We start from the raw sequence: 15,717 nt of genomic DNA, 5'->3' as shown, positions 1-15,717 counted from the left end.
ATTTGCAGCGCATTTATGAATTCAAATACAGATAACAAAAACCAAGAGATTGTAAAAAGTGTATTTACTACCTTTTTAGAAGAAAACGGACATAGAAAAACGCCCGAACGCTACGCTATACTTCAAGAAATATATGATAGTAATGAGCATTTTGATATTGAGTCTTTATACCTCAATATGAAAAATAAAAATTATCGCGTTTCTCGTGCAACACTATACAACACCATAGAACTACTTTTGGAATGTAAACTGGTAAGAAAGCACCAATTTGGACAAAACCAAGCGCATTACGAAAAATCATATTTTGACAGGCAACACGACCACGTCATTTTAACAGATACTGGTGAGGTTATAGAATTTTGCGATCCAAGAATTCAATCCATCAAAAAAACTATCGAAGAGGTTTTTAATATTGAAATTAACAACCACTCGTTATATTTCTACGGAAACAGAAAAACTTCAAAAACTAACGACGAGGACAACTAACTAATTTACTTTTAAAATGGCAGTAGATTTACTACTAGGATTACAATGGGGAGACGAAGGCAAGGGAAAAATTGTTGACGTATTAACAAAAAACTACAATATTATAGCACGTTTTCAAGGAGGTCCAAATGCAGGACACACCTTAGTATTTAATGGCAGAAAACATGTATTACACACAATACCTTCTGGAATTTTTCATGACGATGCAATTAATTTAGTAGGCAATGGCGTAGTAATAGATCCTGTAATTTTTAAAAAAGAGTTAGATAAACTTGAGGAACAAAACATAGATTACAGAAAATCGTTGTTAATTTCAAGAAAAGCACACATCATACTACCTACACACCGCCTTTTAGATGCAGCTAGTGAAGCATCAAAAGGTAAAGCTAAAATAGGTTCTACACTAAAAGGTATAGGTCCAACATATATGGATAAAACTGGTAGAAATGGTATTCGTGTAGGAGATTTAGAGCTTGCAGATTGGAAGGAACGCTACCAAAGTTTGGCTGACAAACATCAATCTATGATAGACTATTATGATGCATCCATAGAATATGACTTAAAAGAATTAGAAACTGAATTTTTTGAAGCTATTGAAGTATTAAAGTCTCTTACATTTATTGATTCTGAGGAATATGTATATCGAGCTCAAAAAAGTGAGAAATCAATACTAGCAGAAGGTGCGCAAGGTTCGTTGTTGGATATAGATTTTGGAACCTATCCTTTTGTAACGTCAAGTAATACAACAGCAGCTGGAGCGTGTACAGGTTTAGGTGTTGCGCCTAACCAGATAGGAGAGGTATTTGGAATTTTTAAGGCCTACACAACCAGAGTTGGCTCTGGCCCCTTCCCTACAGAATTATTTGATGAAGATGGCGCTACTATGGCAAAAGTAGGTCATGAGTTTGGGGCCACTACAGGCCGACCAAGACGTTGTGGCTGGTTAGATTTAGTAGCACTAAAATACGCATGCCAGGTAAACGGTGTTACCCAGTTAAATATGATGAAAGGCGATGTACTTTCCGGTTTTAAAACCCTTAAAGTATGTACAGCATATAACTATAAAGGCGAAGAAATTAAACATTTACCTTATAACATAGAGCCAGAAAACGTTACTCCTGTATATACTGAATTTAAAGGATGGAGTGAAGATTTAACCACTATGACGGAGGCTTCACAATTTCCTGAGGAGCTGAATACATACATAGATTTCTTAGAAAAAGAATTGGAGATACCAATTACCATTGTTTCTGTAGGGCCAGATAGGAAACAGACTATTTTTAGAGGTTAAACATCTGACTTAAGTCAGTTTTTGCTTTCGTTTATTTTGTTAGATTTGTAACCACCAAAAAATCTAAACATAAATGAAAAAATCTCTCTTACTGCTTTTTTTTATCTCAATAAGCACAATACTTTATTCTCAAGATGTTTCTATAACTAAAAGCGAAATATTTAAGGATAAGAAAAAAAACTCCAGGTTGTCATTCACACTGGAAAGTGAAAATGGGGGCATAGTTACTATCAGATCATATTACGGAGGTATGATGCAAAAGCTTAAGGGCTACTATATCCAATGTTTTGATCAGGATTTAAACGAAATCAAAACATTAGACTACGAAGTTAAAAATAAGACCATTAAGAACGCTTTTTTAAAAAATGACAAACTTCACTTAATAGAAATTGAAGAGTTAAAGAAAGAAAAAGCTATTGCCATTAATGTCTCTTCATCCAATATATCTACACTAGATTTCTCTACCGAAAATTTACTCAAATTCTCTGAGGAGAATATCAAAGAATATTTTGGAGTATTTCTATTTCCTTTTTTTATAAATAATGGATGGGGACAAATTGATGGCAATCACATGGGAGAAGTTATCTTTTCTTCTAATAATAAATTCTTCGCTATTAATTTTGACATTAAAAACAAGGATCAAGAAACTCATAAAGTGTTTGTTTTTAATGATGAATTCGAATTAGTATTTGATAAGCTTATTACAAAAGATATAAAGGACAACCTTTTTGAATACAATAGCTTTGAAGTTGATGATACTGATGGCACCGTATACTTTTTAGGAAAATCATACGAAAAAGGTACTAAACGAGATAAAAAAGATGGTAAAGTAAATTATCATTTTGAGCTTTACAAAGTCAGTGCAACAAACACAGAAAACACCAGCTTTAAAACGACAGGTAAATTAATTGAATCTTTACATTTATTAAAAAATAACAACAGGTTAGTTTGTACAGGTTTTTTTGGTAATGATAAAGAGAGTAAAATTAATGGGGTTTGCGTATATGATTTGGATCCCAATAGCCTTGAAATAAATTACAGCAAATTCAATAATTTTTCTGATAAATTTTTAAATGACAAATACGGAAACAAACAAAATAAGAAAAAACGTAAAAAAGACAAGGGGATAAAAAACATTGACTTTAAGGGGGTTTACCTCATGGCCAATGGGGACATCGTAATAAATGCTGAAGAATTTTTCATATCAACTTATACAACAATGAATGCTAATGGAGGATGGAATACTTATACGGTCTATCACTTTAACGATATAATGGCTGTCCGTTTGGATGCAGATGGAAATTTAAAATGGGCTAGAAATATTAACAAAGCCCAAACTGGCTTTACTACTAGTTCTTTTACGACGCTTCCTATTGAAAACTCAACCTTTTTCTTTATCAACTGTTCAGACAACATTACTAAACTAAATAATGGTAGAATAGCGTTTAGACAAACCTCGTCAAAAAAATCTAATCTTTATATCGTATCAGTTAATGAAGAAGGAAACTTTGATTATAAGAAATTAATTGACGATAAAGACTCAAAAGTATACTATAAAGTAAATAACGGCATCGCTAATTTAAATAACCAAACGGTATTTCTTTTAGGAGAAAAAAAGAAAAATGGCAGGATTGTTAAACTAAAAGTAAATTAAACATATTAGATTTGTTGGAGATCGCTACGGCGGTCTCTTTTTTTTACACTATTACTCTACACTAACCTCAATATGTTTAGTTTCTATTTTAGATATTAATTTAAGTTTTCCCTCTTGAAATAAATCATCCAGTATAATTAACTCTATATTTAAATTATCTGGCTTATAATTATTGTAATCCATAAATGTAATGCCATTTACAACTCTTTTATTGTAAGCTTCCCTAAATCTTATACCTCCGCCATTCACTGCGTAACTATAAGCTAAGTAATCTAATGCAAAATCATCTTTGCCTATCCAATATACAAATACATCTTCAAAATCTTTCCCCCCACCCTCTTCATCAAAAGTTACTTCAATTTCATAATACTGCTTTCCTTTTATTGTGGCTTCTCCCAACAATAATTTATTAGCTGCTGGCGCATTTAAGCCATAAGGCAATTGGGCAAAATAATGCACACTATTTACACTATTGGCATATTTAAATTTTTCGTCATCATTCAGTACAACCAAAGTATCATTAACATAACGTTTAAAACCATCGTTGGTCAAGACATCCCTTACAGCAAGTAAGCTATCTTTATATGTGCGCTCATATTCGTATATCCCCTTGTTTTTAAACGCTTTATATGTTTTATTTCTAAAACTAAAAGTAATAGTGCTGTTCTCACAATTCCCATTACAATGTTTAGCAATAGCATTGTTAACGATATCTTGAGCAGTTAATACTTTTTTAGATGCGTTGCAGGCGTATAAAAAACTAACGAAAACAAAAATGTAGAATAATTTCATTGAAATATAAAGTTTAAGTTTTAAAAACAAAAACCATAAAAACACTATAAGCCAGTACTAAAAAAAAGCCTTTAAACCTGCTTATTTGCATTTGCTTAGGGATAAAAATAAGAGGAATCAGTACCGCTGCAAAACCTAACATCCAAAAAATATCGTTGTTTAGAATTTGGGATGCAGTAACTTCAATTGGTTTTACAAGTGATGTCAAACCCAAAACCGATGCTATATTAAAAATATTAGATCCAATTAAATTTCCCAGAGAAATAGCCTTTTCTTGTTTAGCAGCAGCAATTACTGATGCTGCTAACTCTGGTACACTAGTGCCTATGGCTATTAAAGATACGCCTATTACAGCTTCACTAACACCTACTGAGCGTGCTATTTCCTTAGAACCATCTACAAGCCACTCGCTACCAAAATACAATGCTACTGCTCCTATCAACAGCCAAATGATAATTTTAAAATTTGAAACTGTGGCCAATGTATCATCCACCTCATCTGGTATAGAATCCTTTTTGGCATGTTTAATTAATACCACTATAAAGAGTATTAATCCTGAAAATAAGACGCCGCCTTCAATAGCCGACAATACGTTATCGTTTTTTAAAAAGTAATACAGTAAGATTGAAAATACCATCATTACAGGCCAATTCAACTTATAGAACGACCTATCTACAACTATAGGCCCCACCAAAGCGGTAACCCCTAATACTAGACCTATATTTGCAATATTAGATCCTACCACATTATTAATGGCTATAGCAGGAGAACCAGAAAATGCTGCTTGCAAACTCACTAACAGCTCTGGGGCAGAGGTTGCAAAGGACACAACCGTCATACCTATTACCATTTTAGAAATATTGAATTTAAACGACAATGCCACGGAAGAACGTACCAAATACTCCCCTCCTACAACAAGCAAAATAAAACCAAAAATTACCCAAAGGATACTCATACACTTTTTTTTACGAAGATACTATTTAGATTCAAATCGTATTACATTAAGAAAAGCATATTATTGATGTAATACCGATAAACTACAACCTGTAATTGTTATTTATCGAATAAACTATAATTGAATAAGTAAATGAAAAATCTATAGTTAGATTTAAAAAACCAAATTAAAAACTTAACCTTATGGAAAAATTGATTAAAATTAAACTTTACTCAGTGTTGGGCTTTATCTTAATACTCCTGTATTCCTGCACAAACGAACCAGATAGGGTTATTGCCCTAGAAATTAGTGGCACTAGTAGTCTTAATGGGACTTACACCATAGATGAAACCCATACTAAAGGCCCTAAGTATGTAAACGATGAAGACAGCTCTAAACGTTTAATTACGTATAATGATGATGGTGTTGAGATGTGGGGGTTAATGAACAAAAATTACTTAGTTTACAAAATTGAGAAAGAAGAAGGAGGAGTACCTCCAGAACGTGATTGGGAATGCGGTGTAGGTGTCGATAAAGATAAATTTAGATGTTTTCCTATATATGGAAATTAAGTAACCTAATTATAAAATATGTTAAAGCAGCACATAACTAAGTGCTGCTTTTTTTATGCAAAAAACTAAAAATTTCGTTAAATAACTATATTTTTAGTTTTATAACTATAAAAATAGTTATATTTGTACTATCCTAGTTTATCAAAGTATTACGTCTAATTTTAAATACATGGAGAAATTAACAAACAAAGAAGAAGAAATAATGCATATACTATGGAAGCTAAAAAAAGCTTTTGTAAAAGATGTACTTGCCGAAATTAAAGGAGAGAAACCGCATTACAATACTCTCTCTACTATAATAAGGAACCTAGAGGATAAAGGATATGTAGCTTATAACGCCTATGGAAAGACACACCAGTATTATCCTATCGTAAAAAAAGAGGAATATAGAAAAGGATTTATGACGGCGGCTATTGATAATTATTTTAATAACTCCTACAAAAACGTAGTATCGTTTTTTGCAAAGGAGGAAAAAATAAGTGTTTCCGATTTAAAAGAAATTATCGATCTAATTGAAAAAGGAAAATAGCCATGTGTTATATACTAAAAGCCTGCGGTATCATTACAATTTTCTTTATGTTTTATATTGTCTTTTTAAGAAAAGACACATTTTTTAAATGGAACAGGGTGTTTTTACTAATTGGTTTAGCAGCAACCTTTATATTGCCAGTTGTAGTAATTCCAATTTATATAGAATATACCCCAGTGGATGTTTCCAACTTTGCTCTTGAAACTGTCGAAGTTGCACAAGTTGAAACATCAAATACTAATTTAAATTATGTATTGGTCATTTACTGTATAGGTTTAGTACTATTTTTAGCCCGGTTTACATTACAGTTGTGCACTTTACTCTGTATTTTTTGGGGTAATAAGCAAAAACAAGTAGGTAGGTTTATATATATAGAAACCCAAAAAAGCATTTCTCCATTTTCATTCTTCAAATGGATAGTTTACAACCCCAATCAATTTAACTCTGAAGAACTAGAACAAATTTTATCACATGAAAAAGTGCATGTAAAGGAGCACCATTCTATTGATGTTTTGCTCATGCAATTAGCATGTATCTCATTGTGGTTTAATCCTTTTGTATGGTTTTATGCTAGAAGTTTAAAACAAAATTTAGAGTTTTTGGCTGATAGAACTGCCGTTGTAAACGCTACATGTAAAAAATCATACCAATATACATTACTAAAAACAAGTATGCCAACTCATCAATTGGCATCAAATAATAACTTTTATAATTCATTCATCAAAAAACGAATCGTTATGTTACACAAATCGAAATCAAAAAAATCAAATCAACTAAAGCTTTTACTTATCCTACCTCTATTAACAGTATTTCTGATGAGTTTTAGCACAAAAGAAGTTTTTATCGAAGCAGAAGTACCCAATTCTGAATCCAAAACTAAAACCTACAACACTCAAGAAACAGAACCTTTAAATAAAGGCACCGATATTTTTTTAATAACTAAAAACTATACAGATATCGCTATAAGTAAATTAGCACAGAAACTAGAAAAGATAGGGGTTAGTTCTAAATTTGAAGCTTTAAAGCGCAACAATAATGATGAGATAATTGCTATTAAAATTGAACTAAATTCACCATATTCGAGTGTTAGGTATCAAGCAGATTCAAAAGACCCAATTAAAACCATAAATATCATAGTAGAGGGGAAAGGTAAAGATCGAGTCTTATCTGTAGGCACTACTTCAGGCCATAAGGAAACACATTATTATGACGGTAAACTTACATTACATATTGAAACAGATGACACAACGAATAATAAAGAGGGTGTCGTTTTTAAACAAGGAAAGCGTATTATTAGTACAGATTCAATTATTTTTGAGTCTTCTGGTAAAACGGGAAATCATGCTATTATCAAAGACAATCATGTAAAAATTATCTCTGATGATGGGGATGAAAAGAAATTTGAAATGTTAATAGAGGAGGAAAAGAATAGTAATGAGAAAAACGTAGTTTTTTTAAGTAAGAATGATTTAGCCCCCCTTTATATAGTTAACGGAAAAGAAATAGGGAAAAATAAATTTAAAAACATTGACCCTAAACATATAAAGAGTATAAAAGTCCTGAAAGGCAAAAAGGCTATTAAAAAATATGGGAAGAAAGGAGAAAACGGTGTAATTGAGATTACTACTAAAAAGAAAAAATAATAGTATTAAACTTATTACTAAATATTTAGCAAAGGCTGTCTTAAAGGACAGTCTTTTTTGTTAAATTTTTTAAGATAAAAAAGATAAAACTATATAAAAACAAAGATTTCAAGATAAAATCCCCCTTGGTTTTAAAAATACGCTCTCAAAAACCCCTACAATTATTACAAAATGAAATAAAAATTGAAATAAAAATTTCATTTTAATACATATCTATAGAGAGTCACATAAATATCGAAATCAATATCATTTTTTTACTTACAAATCACTATTCAAATTCATCGATTTTACGTAAAACGTTTGGTAAACAATATCGCCAATCTATATATTGAGAAAACATTGATAATTATTAACCTTAAAACCGAATAAAATGATAACTCTTGCCAAATTTTTAGTTGATGTAATACTATTAATTATTTCTAGTATTTAACTTAAAAAAGTAAAACTTAGTCTAGAATAAGTTTTACTATTTTTGTTGTACAACAATTTTAAGTGAAAAAGCAAGTTTTTAAATTTTTAGCTAAGGTTAACAAAACTATTCTACCAAGCTACTCCAAACAAAAATTAGACTTAGCCAAGGCCAATAAACTACAGTTGGCTATAATTGGTTGGCGTTGGTATGTAACTAAGAATGTGTTGGATTAATAAAAGACCAATATATTCATGCATCCTAAATCAATATCTTCTTCCATATTTGTGTCATTCTCAATATTTACTACTTACAAAAAACCTCATCACTAAAGCTTAATAAATATTATGTTATGAACTAAAATAAATTATTAGCTACAATACTGTGATAGAATATATGGTAGTTAACACTTTAACAGGAAAAGGACACTATTAACTAAGCATATTACATGTCTAACTCCTATATGAATTTACTTTTCTTTATTACTAAAAAACTTCTGTAGATAATTTATCTTTTTATTAATTTAAAGTAGGTGACATTAAGCATTATAGAATGATATCATTTTAAAAAAAATTCATAATACAATTCTTCAAAATTTAACTTTAGTAAACACAAATGCTATAATCTTATAGCGTGCAAGTTAAGCTACCTTAGTTAAAGCCTTAAACTGACAAGCTTCGTAAAAGCCCTTAAAAAAGCCCTGAGATGATATATCGAAACCCAGCTTAAAAATCTGTAGCGATATTTCAGAACTAGACATCACATGCCATCATGAAATTAAAGAGAGGTAGATACTGTATATGTACGGTATGTTGTGCTTTTTGTAGTTCTGCTTAAACCTAAAATAATCATAACTTTCTGAAAAAGAATAACTTAAATTAAATCACGATTTTGGCACATGTTTGGTTTATTCTAGTGTAGTATACTTTTCTTAATCTAAATGAATTCATCCTGATAATCAATAAGATGAAATAAAATAGCAACTAAATGAGTGTGTTATTAACTATTAAATAGAACGCCGAAAAAAGAAAAGTATTCATGAAGACATTATACTAAATAACCATAATTAAAATGAAAAGAATAGCAATAAACGGCATGGGGCGAATAGGAAGGGCCTCATTAAAAATAATATTAGAAAATCCTGAATTAGAAATAGTAGCAGTCAATGATATTGCTTCTATCGACAATATTGCTTATCTGTTAAAATACGATAGTGTCCATGGCGTTTTTGAAAAAGAAGTAACAGTTGTTGAAGACACTTTAGTAGTGAGTGGCAAATCTATTCCTTTCTATTCCGAAAGAAATCCAGCTGACCTGCCTTGGAAAAAACTGGACGTAGATATCGTTATCGAAAGCACAGGCTTTTTTACCAAAGAAGAAGACGCCCTAAAACATGTGGATGCGGGCGCAAAAATAGTGGTCATTTCCGGACCAACTTCAAGTGGTGGTGTACCAACCGTAGTGCATGGAGTAAACACAAAAGATGGAAAAAGCACCATATTTTCCTGTGCCAGTTGTACAACTAATAATATTAGTCCAGTTATCGAAATTTTGGGGAGAAGGATTGGTGTTAAAAAAGCTATCATGACTACAATTCATGCCAACACCTCATCTAATAGTATGGTAGACGCACCTTCTAAAAAAACTAGGATGGGAAGAACGGGGATGAATAATCTAATTCCCACTACTACAGGTGCTGCGACTGCCACTACCAAAGCAATGCCCGAATATGCGGGTATCTTTGATGGAATGGCAATAAGAGTACCGCTAGCGATTGGTTCAATTTCGGATATTACCCTTGTGATGGACAGGAATACCTCTAAAGAAGAATTGAACCAAATATTTAGAGAAGAAGCAGAAACAGACCGCTACAGAAATGTGATACGAGCAACCAAAGATGCTATCGTCTCAAGTGATATTATCAAAGACCCTCATGCGGCCATTATTGATTTAGAAATGACGAAGGTTGTGGACGGAGATTTGGTAAAAGTATTGGCGTGGTATGATAATGAATGGGGATTTGCCAACCAAATGATTCGCCAGATCTTAGAAAACATTTAACCAAATTTAACAATAAAAAAATGGTAGAATACGATTTAATTGTGATTGGGGCAGGTTCAGGAGGACTAGTAGCAGCTACTACTGGGCATCGTAAAGGACTGAAAACTGCTTTGATTGAAAAAAATAAAATCGGAGGCGAATGTACTCACTATGGCTGTGTGCCAAGTAAAGCCTTACTGAATGCTGCAAAAGCCTACAAAAGCATCTCTAAAATGAAGGACTTGGGAATAGATATCCAACAACCTCAAGTAGATTTCAAAAAAATTATGGAGCAGGTAGATAAGGTCGTGCAAGGTATTTATGCTCATGAGACACCTGATGTTTTTGAAAAAATGGGTATTGATGTTTATGTAAATACATCAGGAGCCATGTTTTTAGACCAAAATACTGTAAGTGTTGGAGACAAAACATTAAAAGCAAAAAACTTTATTATTTGTACAGGTTCGTCACCTAGAATATTACCTATTGAAGGGATTGAAAAGGTACAACTATTGCATAATGAAAACTTTTGGGAATTAAGGAAGCAACCTAAAAAAATTGTATTTATTGGAGGAGGCGTAATCTCTGTAGAATTAGGACAAGCCCTAGCACAATTGGGTTCTGAAGTTGTTTTTATTGAGAGGAATGAACGTATTTTAAAGGTAACTGATCCTGAAATAGGAGCGCATCTTACTAAAGCCTTAGAAAAGGACGGCATTCAATCAATTTTAAATGCCAATATTAAGGCATTTAAAAATAAAAACACTTTAATCTACGAAGTCGATGGAGTTCAAAAAAACATTCAAGCAGACTATTTCTTTTCAGCCGCAGGTCGGTCTGCCAATGTTAAGGGGTTAGACTTGGAAAATGCAAACATAGCATACTTACCGCATGGCATTTCAACCAATAAATACTTGCAAACTTCGGTACCTCACATTTATGCCTGCGGTGATGTTACAACACGATTTAAATTTACGCATACCGCCTCCCATCAGGCCAATATTGCTATTCATAATATTTTGAAACCTCAATCTAAAGAGGATGACTTGAGTGTATTGCCCTGGGCAATTTTTACTACGCCTCAGATTGGACATGTAGGCTTAAACGAAGCAGAAGCTATTGCAAAAATTGGAAAAAGCAATATAAGAGTCTTTACAGTAAATGCTTCAATAGATAGATTTATTACAGATCGAAATACTGGTGGATTTTTAAAAGTAATTTTTGATACAGATCATTTAGTCATTGGAGCAGAAGCAGTCGGCGCCCATGCAGGTGAATGGATTCAAATTTTAACCATAGCCATAAAAAATAGAATTCCCGCTACAAAAATGGCAGATACTATTTTCGCTTACCCCACTTATACAGAAATCGTAAAAAAAGCATTTACCCGATACTTAAGAACCTTACCATGAGCAGTCAATTAAAAATATCTGCTATTATTTTGGCTTATAATGAAGAGCTGCTGATAAATAAAATTATCACTGAGCTAAAAAAACAATATTACGATGGTAAGGTAGAAATTATTTTGGCAGATGGAGGTAGCACAGACAGTACAGTGACTTTGGCTTTACTTCAATCGGTCAATGTTGTTGCTACTAAGAAGAAAGGAAAAGCTAGTCAAATGAACAAAGCTGCTTCTGTAGCAACTGGTGACTTATTATTTTTTGTTCATGCAGATATGCAACTTAGTGAAAACACGTTTTCGTCAATCGCTCAAGTTTGTAGAGAAGGCTTTGATGGAGGTGGTTTTGCTAATATTTTCGATAGTCATAATGCTAAAATTAAACGGTTAGGTAATATTTTAAACTTGAGAATATTTGATAAACGGGAACAATCGGATAAAGGAATTTTTTATGGAGACAACGGTATCTTTGTGAAACGAAACGTTTTTGATAAATTAAATGGATTCAACGAAATACCTATTATGGAGGATTATGATTTTTCCAAAAGGATGAGTGAAAGTTTTCAAACGATAAAGATAAGAGAGCCCAAAATTGTTGTTTCTGCAAGACGACATATCAAGGCTGGCTTTACTAAAACAAGACTCCAATGGGTTTTTATACGAATACTTTTTAAAATGGGAGTGTCACCACATACTCTTGTGAAGTTGTATAAAGATGTGCGTTGAGAAGCATTAATCCTAAAAGAAATCAAACAGAATTGGGTTCTACGCCATAAAGTCTAAATTACTTTCGAAAAAATTAAACGAACTACGCGCTAAACAACGAATATTCTAAACAGATACTCAAGATTTTCATTGGAATACAATGGGTAATAAACCTAGGGCTGGATATATATCATTTAAATAACTCTTAGATAAATACACTTGACCAGCACCTTCATTAACTAAGTTGTTATCAGACTATAATAATAACTTCACTTGCCATTATAAAATTTCAGAGTAGTAGATACTGTATATATTTAATATGTTGTGCTTTTTGTAGTTGTATTTAAATCTAAAAATATACATAAATAACTGAAAATTAATAATTTAAAAACATAATACGCTTTTGGCACGTGTTTAGTTTATTCTAATGTTGTATACTTTTCTTAATCTAAGCCCCTAATGATTAAGAGGATAAAAAAAACAGCACCTAAAGCTAGTTTTGAACTATTAAATAGAACTCAAAAAAAATGATTCATGGAACAAAAACCACCACTGCCACCTTTTACCGAAGACACGGCAAAACAAAAAGTTCAATTGGCAGAGGATGCTTGGAATAGTAAAGACCCTGTAAAGGTGTCGAAAGCATATACCGTAGATACGGAATGGCGTAACAGAGATACATTTATTAACGGCAGGGAAGAAGTTCAAAACTTTTTGTCAGACAAATGGAAAAACGAATTGCATTATAAGCTCAAAAAAGAATTATGGGCATTTAAGGATAATAGAATTGCCGTTAGGTTTGAGTATGAATATCAGAACAAAGAAGGCCAATGGTATCGTGCTTATGGAAATGAAAATTGGGAATTTGATGCCAATGGTCTTATGCAAAAAAGGTATGCTAGTATTAACGATCTAAGAATTAATGCATCTGAAAGAAAACTATAAAATAAAAATAGAATAACCAAAATAAAAAAATACATCAATACTATGGACAGTTTAAAACAAAGTAGATGCCCAGTGACGCATGGGGCTAATTCTAAATCACAAAACAATACTATGGACAGTTTAGAACAAGGTAAATGCCCTGTAATGCATGGGGCTAATTCTGAATCACAAAACAATGTGATGGACTGGTGGCCAAAAGCATTGAACTTAGATATACTTCACCAACATGATACAAAAACAAATCCTTTCGGAGAAGATTTTAATTATGCAGATGAATTTAAAAAATTAGATTTAGAAGCATTGAAATTAGACCTAAAAAAGTTAATGACTGACAGCCAAGATTGGTGGCCAGCTGATTGGGGACATTACGGAGGATTAATGATTCGTATGGCGTGGCATGCAGCAGGAACGTATCGAATTGCAGATGGTCGCGGTGGTGCAGGAACTGGAAATCAAAGATTTGCACCTCTCAATAGTTGGCCAGATAACGCCAACCTTGATAAAGCGCGAAGGTTACTTTGGCCCATTAAAAAGAAATATGGAAATAAAATTTCTTGGGCAGACCTAATAATCTTAGCAGGCAATATGGCTTATGAATCTATGGGTTTTAAAACCTTTGGTTTTGCTGGAGGAAGAGAAGATATTTGGCACCCAGAAAAAGATGCTTACTGGGGTTCGGAAAAAGAGTGGTTAGCGGCTACCCATAATCGTTATGAAGATGATACGAATAGAGAATCACTAGATAATCCTTTAGCTGCTGTACAAATGGGGTTGATTTATGTAAACCCAGAAGGTGTTGATGGAAACCCAGATCCTATAAAAACAGCACACGACATTCGATTGACTTTCAAACGAATGGCTATGAATGATGAAGAAACCGTGGCCTTAACCGCTGGTGGGCATACGGTAGGAAAATGTCATGGAAATGGTGATGCAGACATATTAGGAGAAAGTCCAGAGGGTGCTCATCTTTATGAACAAGGTTTAGGATGGAGCAATCCAACCAAAAAAGGAAATGCAGAAGATACAGTAACAAGTGGTCTTGAGGGTGCTTGGACTTCTACACCTGATAGATGGAATCATACTTATTTTCATTTACTGCTTAACCACGATTGGGAATTGAAAAAAAGTCCTGCTGGTGCATGGCAATGGGAACCTATCAATATTAAAGAAGAAGACAAACCCTTTGATGCTCATATTAAAGGTGTTCGTAGAAACCCCATTATGACAGATGCCGATATGGCAATGAAAATGGATGCAAAGTATCGTGAAATTTCAGAAAAATTTCATAAAGACCCTTCATATTTTGAAGAAGTTTTTGCCAAAGCATGGTTCAAATTAACGCATAGAGATTTAGGGCCTAAAGAAAGATACTTAGGAGCAGATGTTCCAGAAGTAGATTTAATATGGCAAGACCCTATTCCTTCTGTAAATTACACCTTATCAGAATCTGAAATTGCAGATTTAAAAACACAAATACTGAATGCAGGTTTAAGTACTTCAGATTTGATTGCCACAGCTTGGGATAGTGCACGAACTTTTAGAAACTCAGATTTTAGAGGAGGCGCAAATGGAGCACGTATCAGATTAGCTCCCCAAAAGGATTGGGAAGGAAATGAACCCGAAAGATTACAACAGGTTTTAAGTAAATTAACCTCAATTCAAACTTCATTCTCAAAAGATATCAGTTTAGCAGATCTTATTGTGCTAGCTGGTTCCGCTGCTATTGAAAAAGCAGCAAAAGATGCAGATATAACTATTACCGTTCCTTTTAGTCCAGGAAGAGGAGATGCTTTGCAGGAGCATACTGATAAAGAATCTTTTGAAGTACTAGAGCCTCTCCATGATGGATTTAGAAATTGGCTAAAAAAAGATTATGACGTAGAGCCTGAAAAATTGATGTTAGATAAAGCTCAATTACTTGGATTGTCCGCTATTGAAATGACTGCTTTAGTTGGTGGAATGAGAGTTCTAGGAGTAAATTACGAGAATCAAAATCATGGTGTATTCACAGAAAATATAGGACAACTAAGTAATGACTTCTTTATAAATATTACAGACATGAAATATACATGGAAGCCTGTCTCTAAAAATTTATATGACATTGTAGACCGAAAAACAGGAGCTACTAAATGGAAAGCTACAAGGGTTGATTTGGTTTTTGGTTCAAATTCCGTATTGCGTTCTTATTGCGAAATGTATGCCCAGGATGACAATAAAGAAAAATTTGTGAAGGACTTTGTTAAAGCATGGACGAAGATTATGAATGCGGACCGATTTGATTTAAAAAACTAACCTAGCTACTAACATTGCAT

13 protein-coding genes are annotated in these 15,717 nt (G+C 32.9%); 11 read left to right on the top strand and 2 right to left on the bottom strand.

What is annotated here, in order from left to right:
- Window positions 1-15 precede the first annotated feature (15 nt).
- From JS605_RS14665 to JS605_RS14655, 3 genes are all read left to right on the top strand, one after another.
- Window positions 16-486 (top strand): Fur family transcriptional regulator, encoded by a 471-nt coding sequence (locus tag JS605_RS14665; protein ID WP_203258476.1) that lies wholly within the window; start codon window positions 16-18, stop codon window positions 484-486.
- Window positions 487-502: 16 nt separating this feature from the next.
- The gene (locus JS605_RS14660) at window positions 503-1,777 is read left to right on the top strand and encodes an adenylosuccinate synthase (protein WP_203258475.1); all 1,275 of its coding nucleotides are present in this window, start codon (window positions 503-505) and stop codon (window positions 1,775-1,777) included.
- Window positions 1,778-1,850: 73 nt separating this feature from the next.
- Window positions 1,851-3,431, top strand: coding sequence for a hypothetical protein (locus tag JS605_RS14655; protein WP_203258474.1), 1,581 nt, complete (start codon window positions 1,851-1,853; stop codon window positions 3,429-3,431).
- Between the two features lie 51 nt (window positions 3,432-3,482).
- Here JS605_RS14655 and JS605_RS14650 read toward each other — a convergent pair whose 3' ends face one another.
- Window positions 3,483-4,223 (bottom strand): DUF6503 family protein, encoded by a 741-nt coding sequence (locus JS605_RS14650; protein WP_203258473.1) that lies wholly within the window; start codon window positions 4,221-4,223, stop codon window positions 3,483-3,485.
- Window positions 4,224-4,236: 13 nt separating this feature from the next.
- Window positions 4,237-5,178, bottom strand: coding sequence for a calcium/sodium antiporter (locus JS605_RS14645; RefSeq protein ID WP_203258472.1), 942 nt, complete (start codon window positions 5,176-5,178; stop codon window positions 4,237-4,239).
- A 182-nt stretch (window positions 5,179-5,360) separates the two neighbouring features.
- Between JS605_RS14645 and JS605_RS14640 the strand changes: the two genes are divergently transcribed.
- From JS605_RS14640 to katG, 8 genes are all read left to right on the top strand, one after another.
- On the top strand, window positions 5,361-5,729 hold the full coding sequence (locus tag JS605_RS14640; RefSeq protein ID WP_203258471.1) for a hypothetical protein: 369 nt from the start codon (window positions 5,361-5,363) through the stop codon (window positions 5,727-5,729).
- 169 nt (window positions 5,730-5,898) lie between these two features.
- The gene (locus JS605_RS14635; protein ID WP_203258470.1) at window positions 5,899-6,258 is read left to right on the top strand and encodes a BlaI/MecI/CopY family transcriptional regulator; all 360 of its coding nucleotides are present in this window, start codon (window positions 5,899-5,901) and stop codon (window positions 6,256-6,258) included.
- A gap of 2 nt (window positions 6,259-6,260) precedes the next feature.
- Complete coding sequence (locus tag JS605_RS14630) at window positions 6,261-7,901, top strand: M56 family metallopeptidase (RefSeq protein ID WP_203258469.1); 1,641 nt, start codon at window positions 6,261-6,263, stop codon at window positions 7,899-7,901.
- A 1,480-nt stretch (window positions 7,902-9,381) separates the two neighbouring features.
- Complete coding sequence (locus tag JS605_RS14625; protein WP_203258468.1) at window positions 9,382-10,371, top strand: type I glyceraldehyde-3-phosphate dehydrogenase; 990 nt, start codon at window positions 9,382-9,384, stop codon at window positions 10,369-10,371.
- Between the two features lie 20 nt (window positions 10,372-10,391).
- Window positions 10,392-11,762: a dihydrolipoyl dehydrogenase family protein gene (locus JS605_RS14620; RefSeq protein WP_203258467.1), complete on the top strand. Its 1,371-nt coding sequence runs from the start codon at window positions 10,392-10,394 to the stop codon at window positions 11,760-11,762.
- The gene (locus JS605_RS14615) at window positions 11,759-12,478 is read left to right on the top strand and encodes a glycosyltransferase (RefSeq protein ID WP_203258466.1); all 720 of its coding nucleotides are present in this window, start codon (window positions 11,759-11,761) and stop codon (window positions 12,476-12,478) included. Before JS605_RS14620 ends, JS605_RS14615 begins: the two co-directional genes overlap by 4 nt.
- A gap of 513 nt (window positions 12,479-12,991) precedes the next feature.
- Window positions 12,992-13,402 carry a nuclear transport factor 2 family protein gene (locus tag JS605_RS14610; protein WP_203258465.1) on the top strand — a complete coding sequence of 137 codons (411 nt, stop codon included), beginning with the start codon at window positions 12,992-12,994 and terminating at the stop codon, window positions 13,400-13,402.
- Window positions 13,403-13,444: 42 nt separating this feature from the next.
- Window positions 13,445-15,697 (top strand): catalase/peroxidase HPI, encoded by a 2,253-nt coding sequence (katG, locus tag JS605_RS14605; RefSeq protein WP_394369025.1) that lies wholly within the window; start codon window positions 13,445-13,447, stop codon window positions 15,695-15,697.
- Window positions 15,698-15,717: the final 20 nt, after the last annotated feature.

This window comes from Hyunsoonleella ulvae, from assembly GCF_016827605.1.
Classification (GTDB): domain Bacteria; phylum Bacteroidota; class Bacteroidia; order Flavobacteriales; family Flavobacteriaceae; genus Jejuia; species Jejuia ulvae.
Note: the sequence above shows the minus strand (reverse complement) of the source record. Positions and strands in the feature narration are given on the sequence as shown.

Excerpts from the sequence above, each read along its gene's own strand:
- JS605_RS14610 (WP_203258465.1), top strand. The coding sequence starts at position 12,992 with ATGGAACAAAAACCACCACTGCCACCTTTTACCGAAGACACGGCAAAA.
- JS605_RS14630 (WP_203258469.1), top strand. The coding sequence starts at position 6,261 with ATGTGTTATATACTAAAAGCCTGCGGTATCATTACAATTTTCTTTATG.
- JS605_RS14660 (WP_203258475.1), top strand. The coding sequence starts at position 503 with ATGGCAGTAGATTTACTACTAGGATTACAATGGGGAGACGAAGGCAAG.
- JS605_RS14650 (WP_203258473.1), bottom strand. The coding sequence starts at position 4,223 with ATGAAATTATTCTACATTTTTGTTTTCGTTAGTTTTTTATACGCCTGC.
- JS605_RS14655 (WP_203258474.1), top strand. The coding sequence starts at position 1,851 with ATGAAAAAATCTCTCTTACTGCTTTTTTTTATCTCAATAAGCACAATA.
- JS605_RS14635 (WP_203258470.1), top strand. The coding sequence starts at position 5,899 with ATGGAGAAATTAACAAACAAAGAAGAAGAAATAATGCATATACTATGG.
- JS605_RS14620 (WP_203258467.1), top strand. The coding sequence starts at position 10,392 with ATGGTAGAATACGATTTAATTGTGATTGGGGCAGGTTCAGGAGGACTA.
- JS605_RS14625 (WP_203258468.1), top strand. The coding sequence starts at position 9,382 with ATGAAAAGAATAGCAATAAACGGCATGGGGCGAATAGGAAGGGCCTCA.
- katG (WP_394369025.1), top strand. The coding sequence starts at position 13,445 with ATGGACAGTTTAAAACAAAGTAGATGCCCAGTGACGCATGGGGCTAAT.
- JS605_RS14645 (WP_203258472.1), bottom strand. The coding sequence starts at position 5,178 with ATGAGTATCCTTTGGGTAATTTTTGGTTTTATTTTGCTTGTTGTAGGA.
- JS605_RS14615 (WP_203258466.1), top strand. The coding sequence starts at position 11,759 with ATGAGCAGTCAATTAAAAATATCTGCTATTATTTTGGCTTATAATGAA.
- JS605_RS14640 (WP_203258471.1), top strand. The coding sequence starts at position 5,361 with ATGGAAAAATTGATTAAAATTAAACTTTACTCAGTGTTGGGCTTTATC.
- JS605_RS14665 (WP_203258476.1), top strand. The coding sequence starts at position 16 with ATGAATTCAAATACAGATAACAAAAACCAAGAGATTGTAAAAAGTGTA.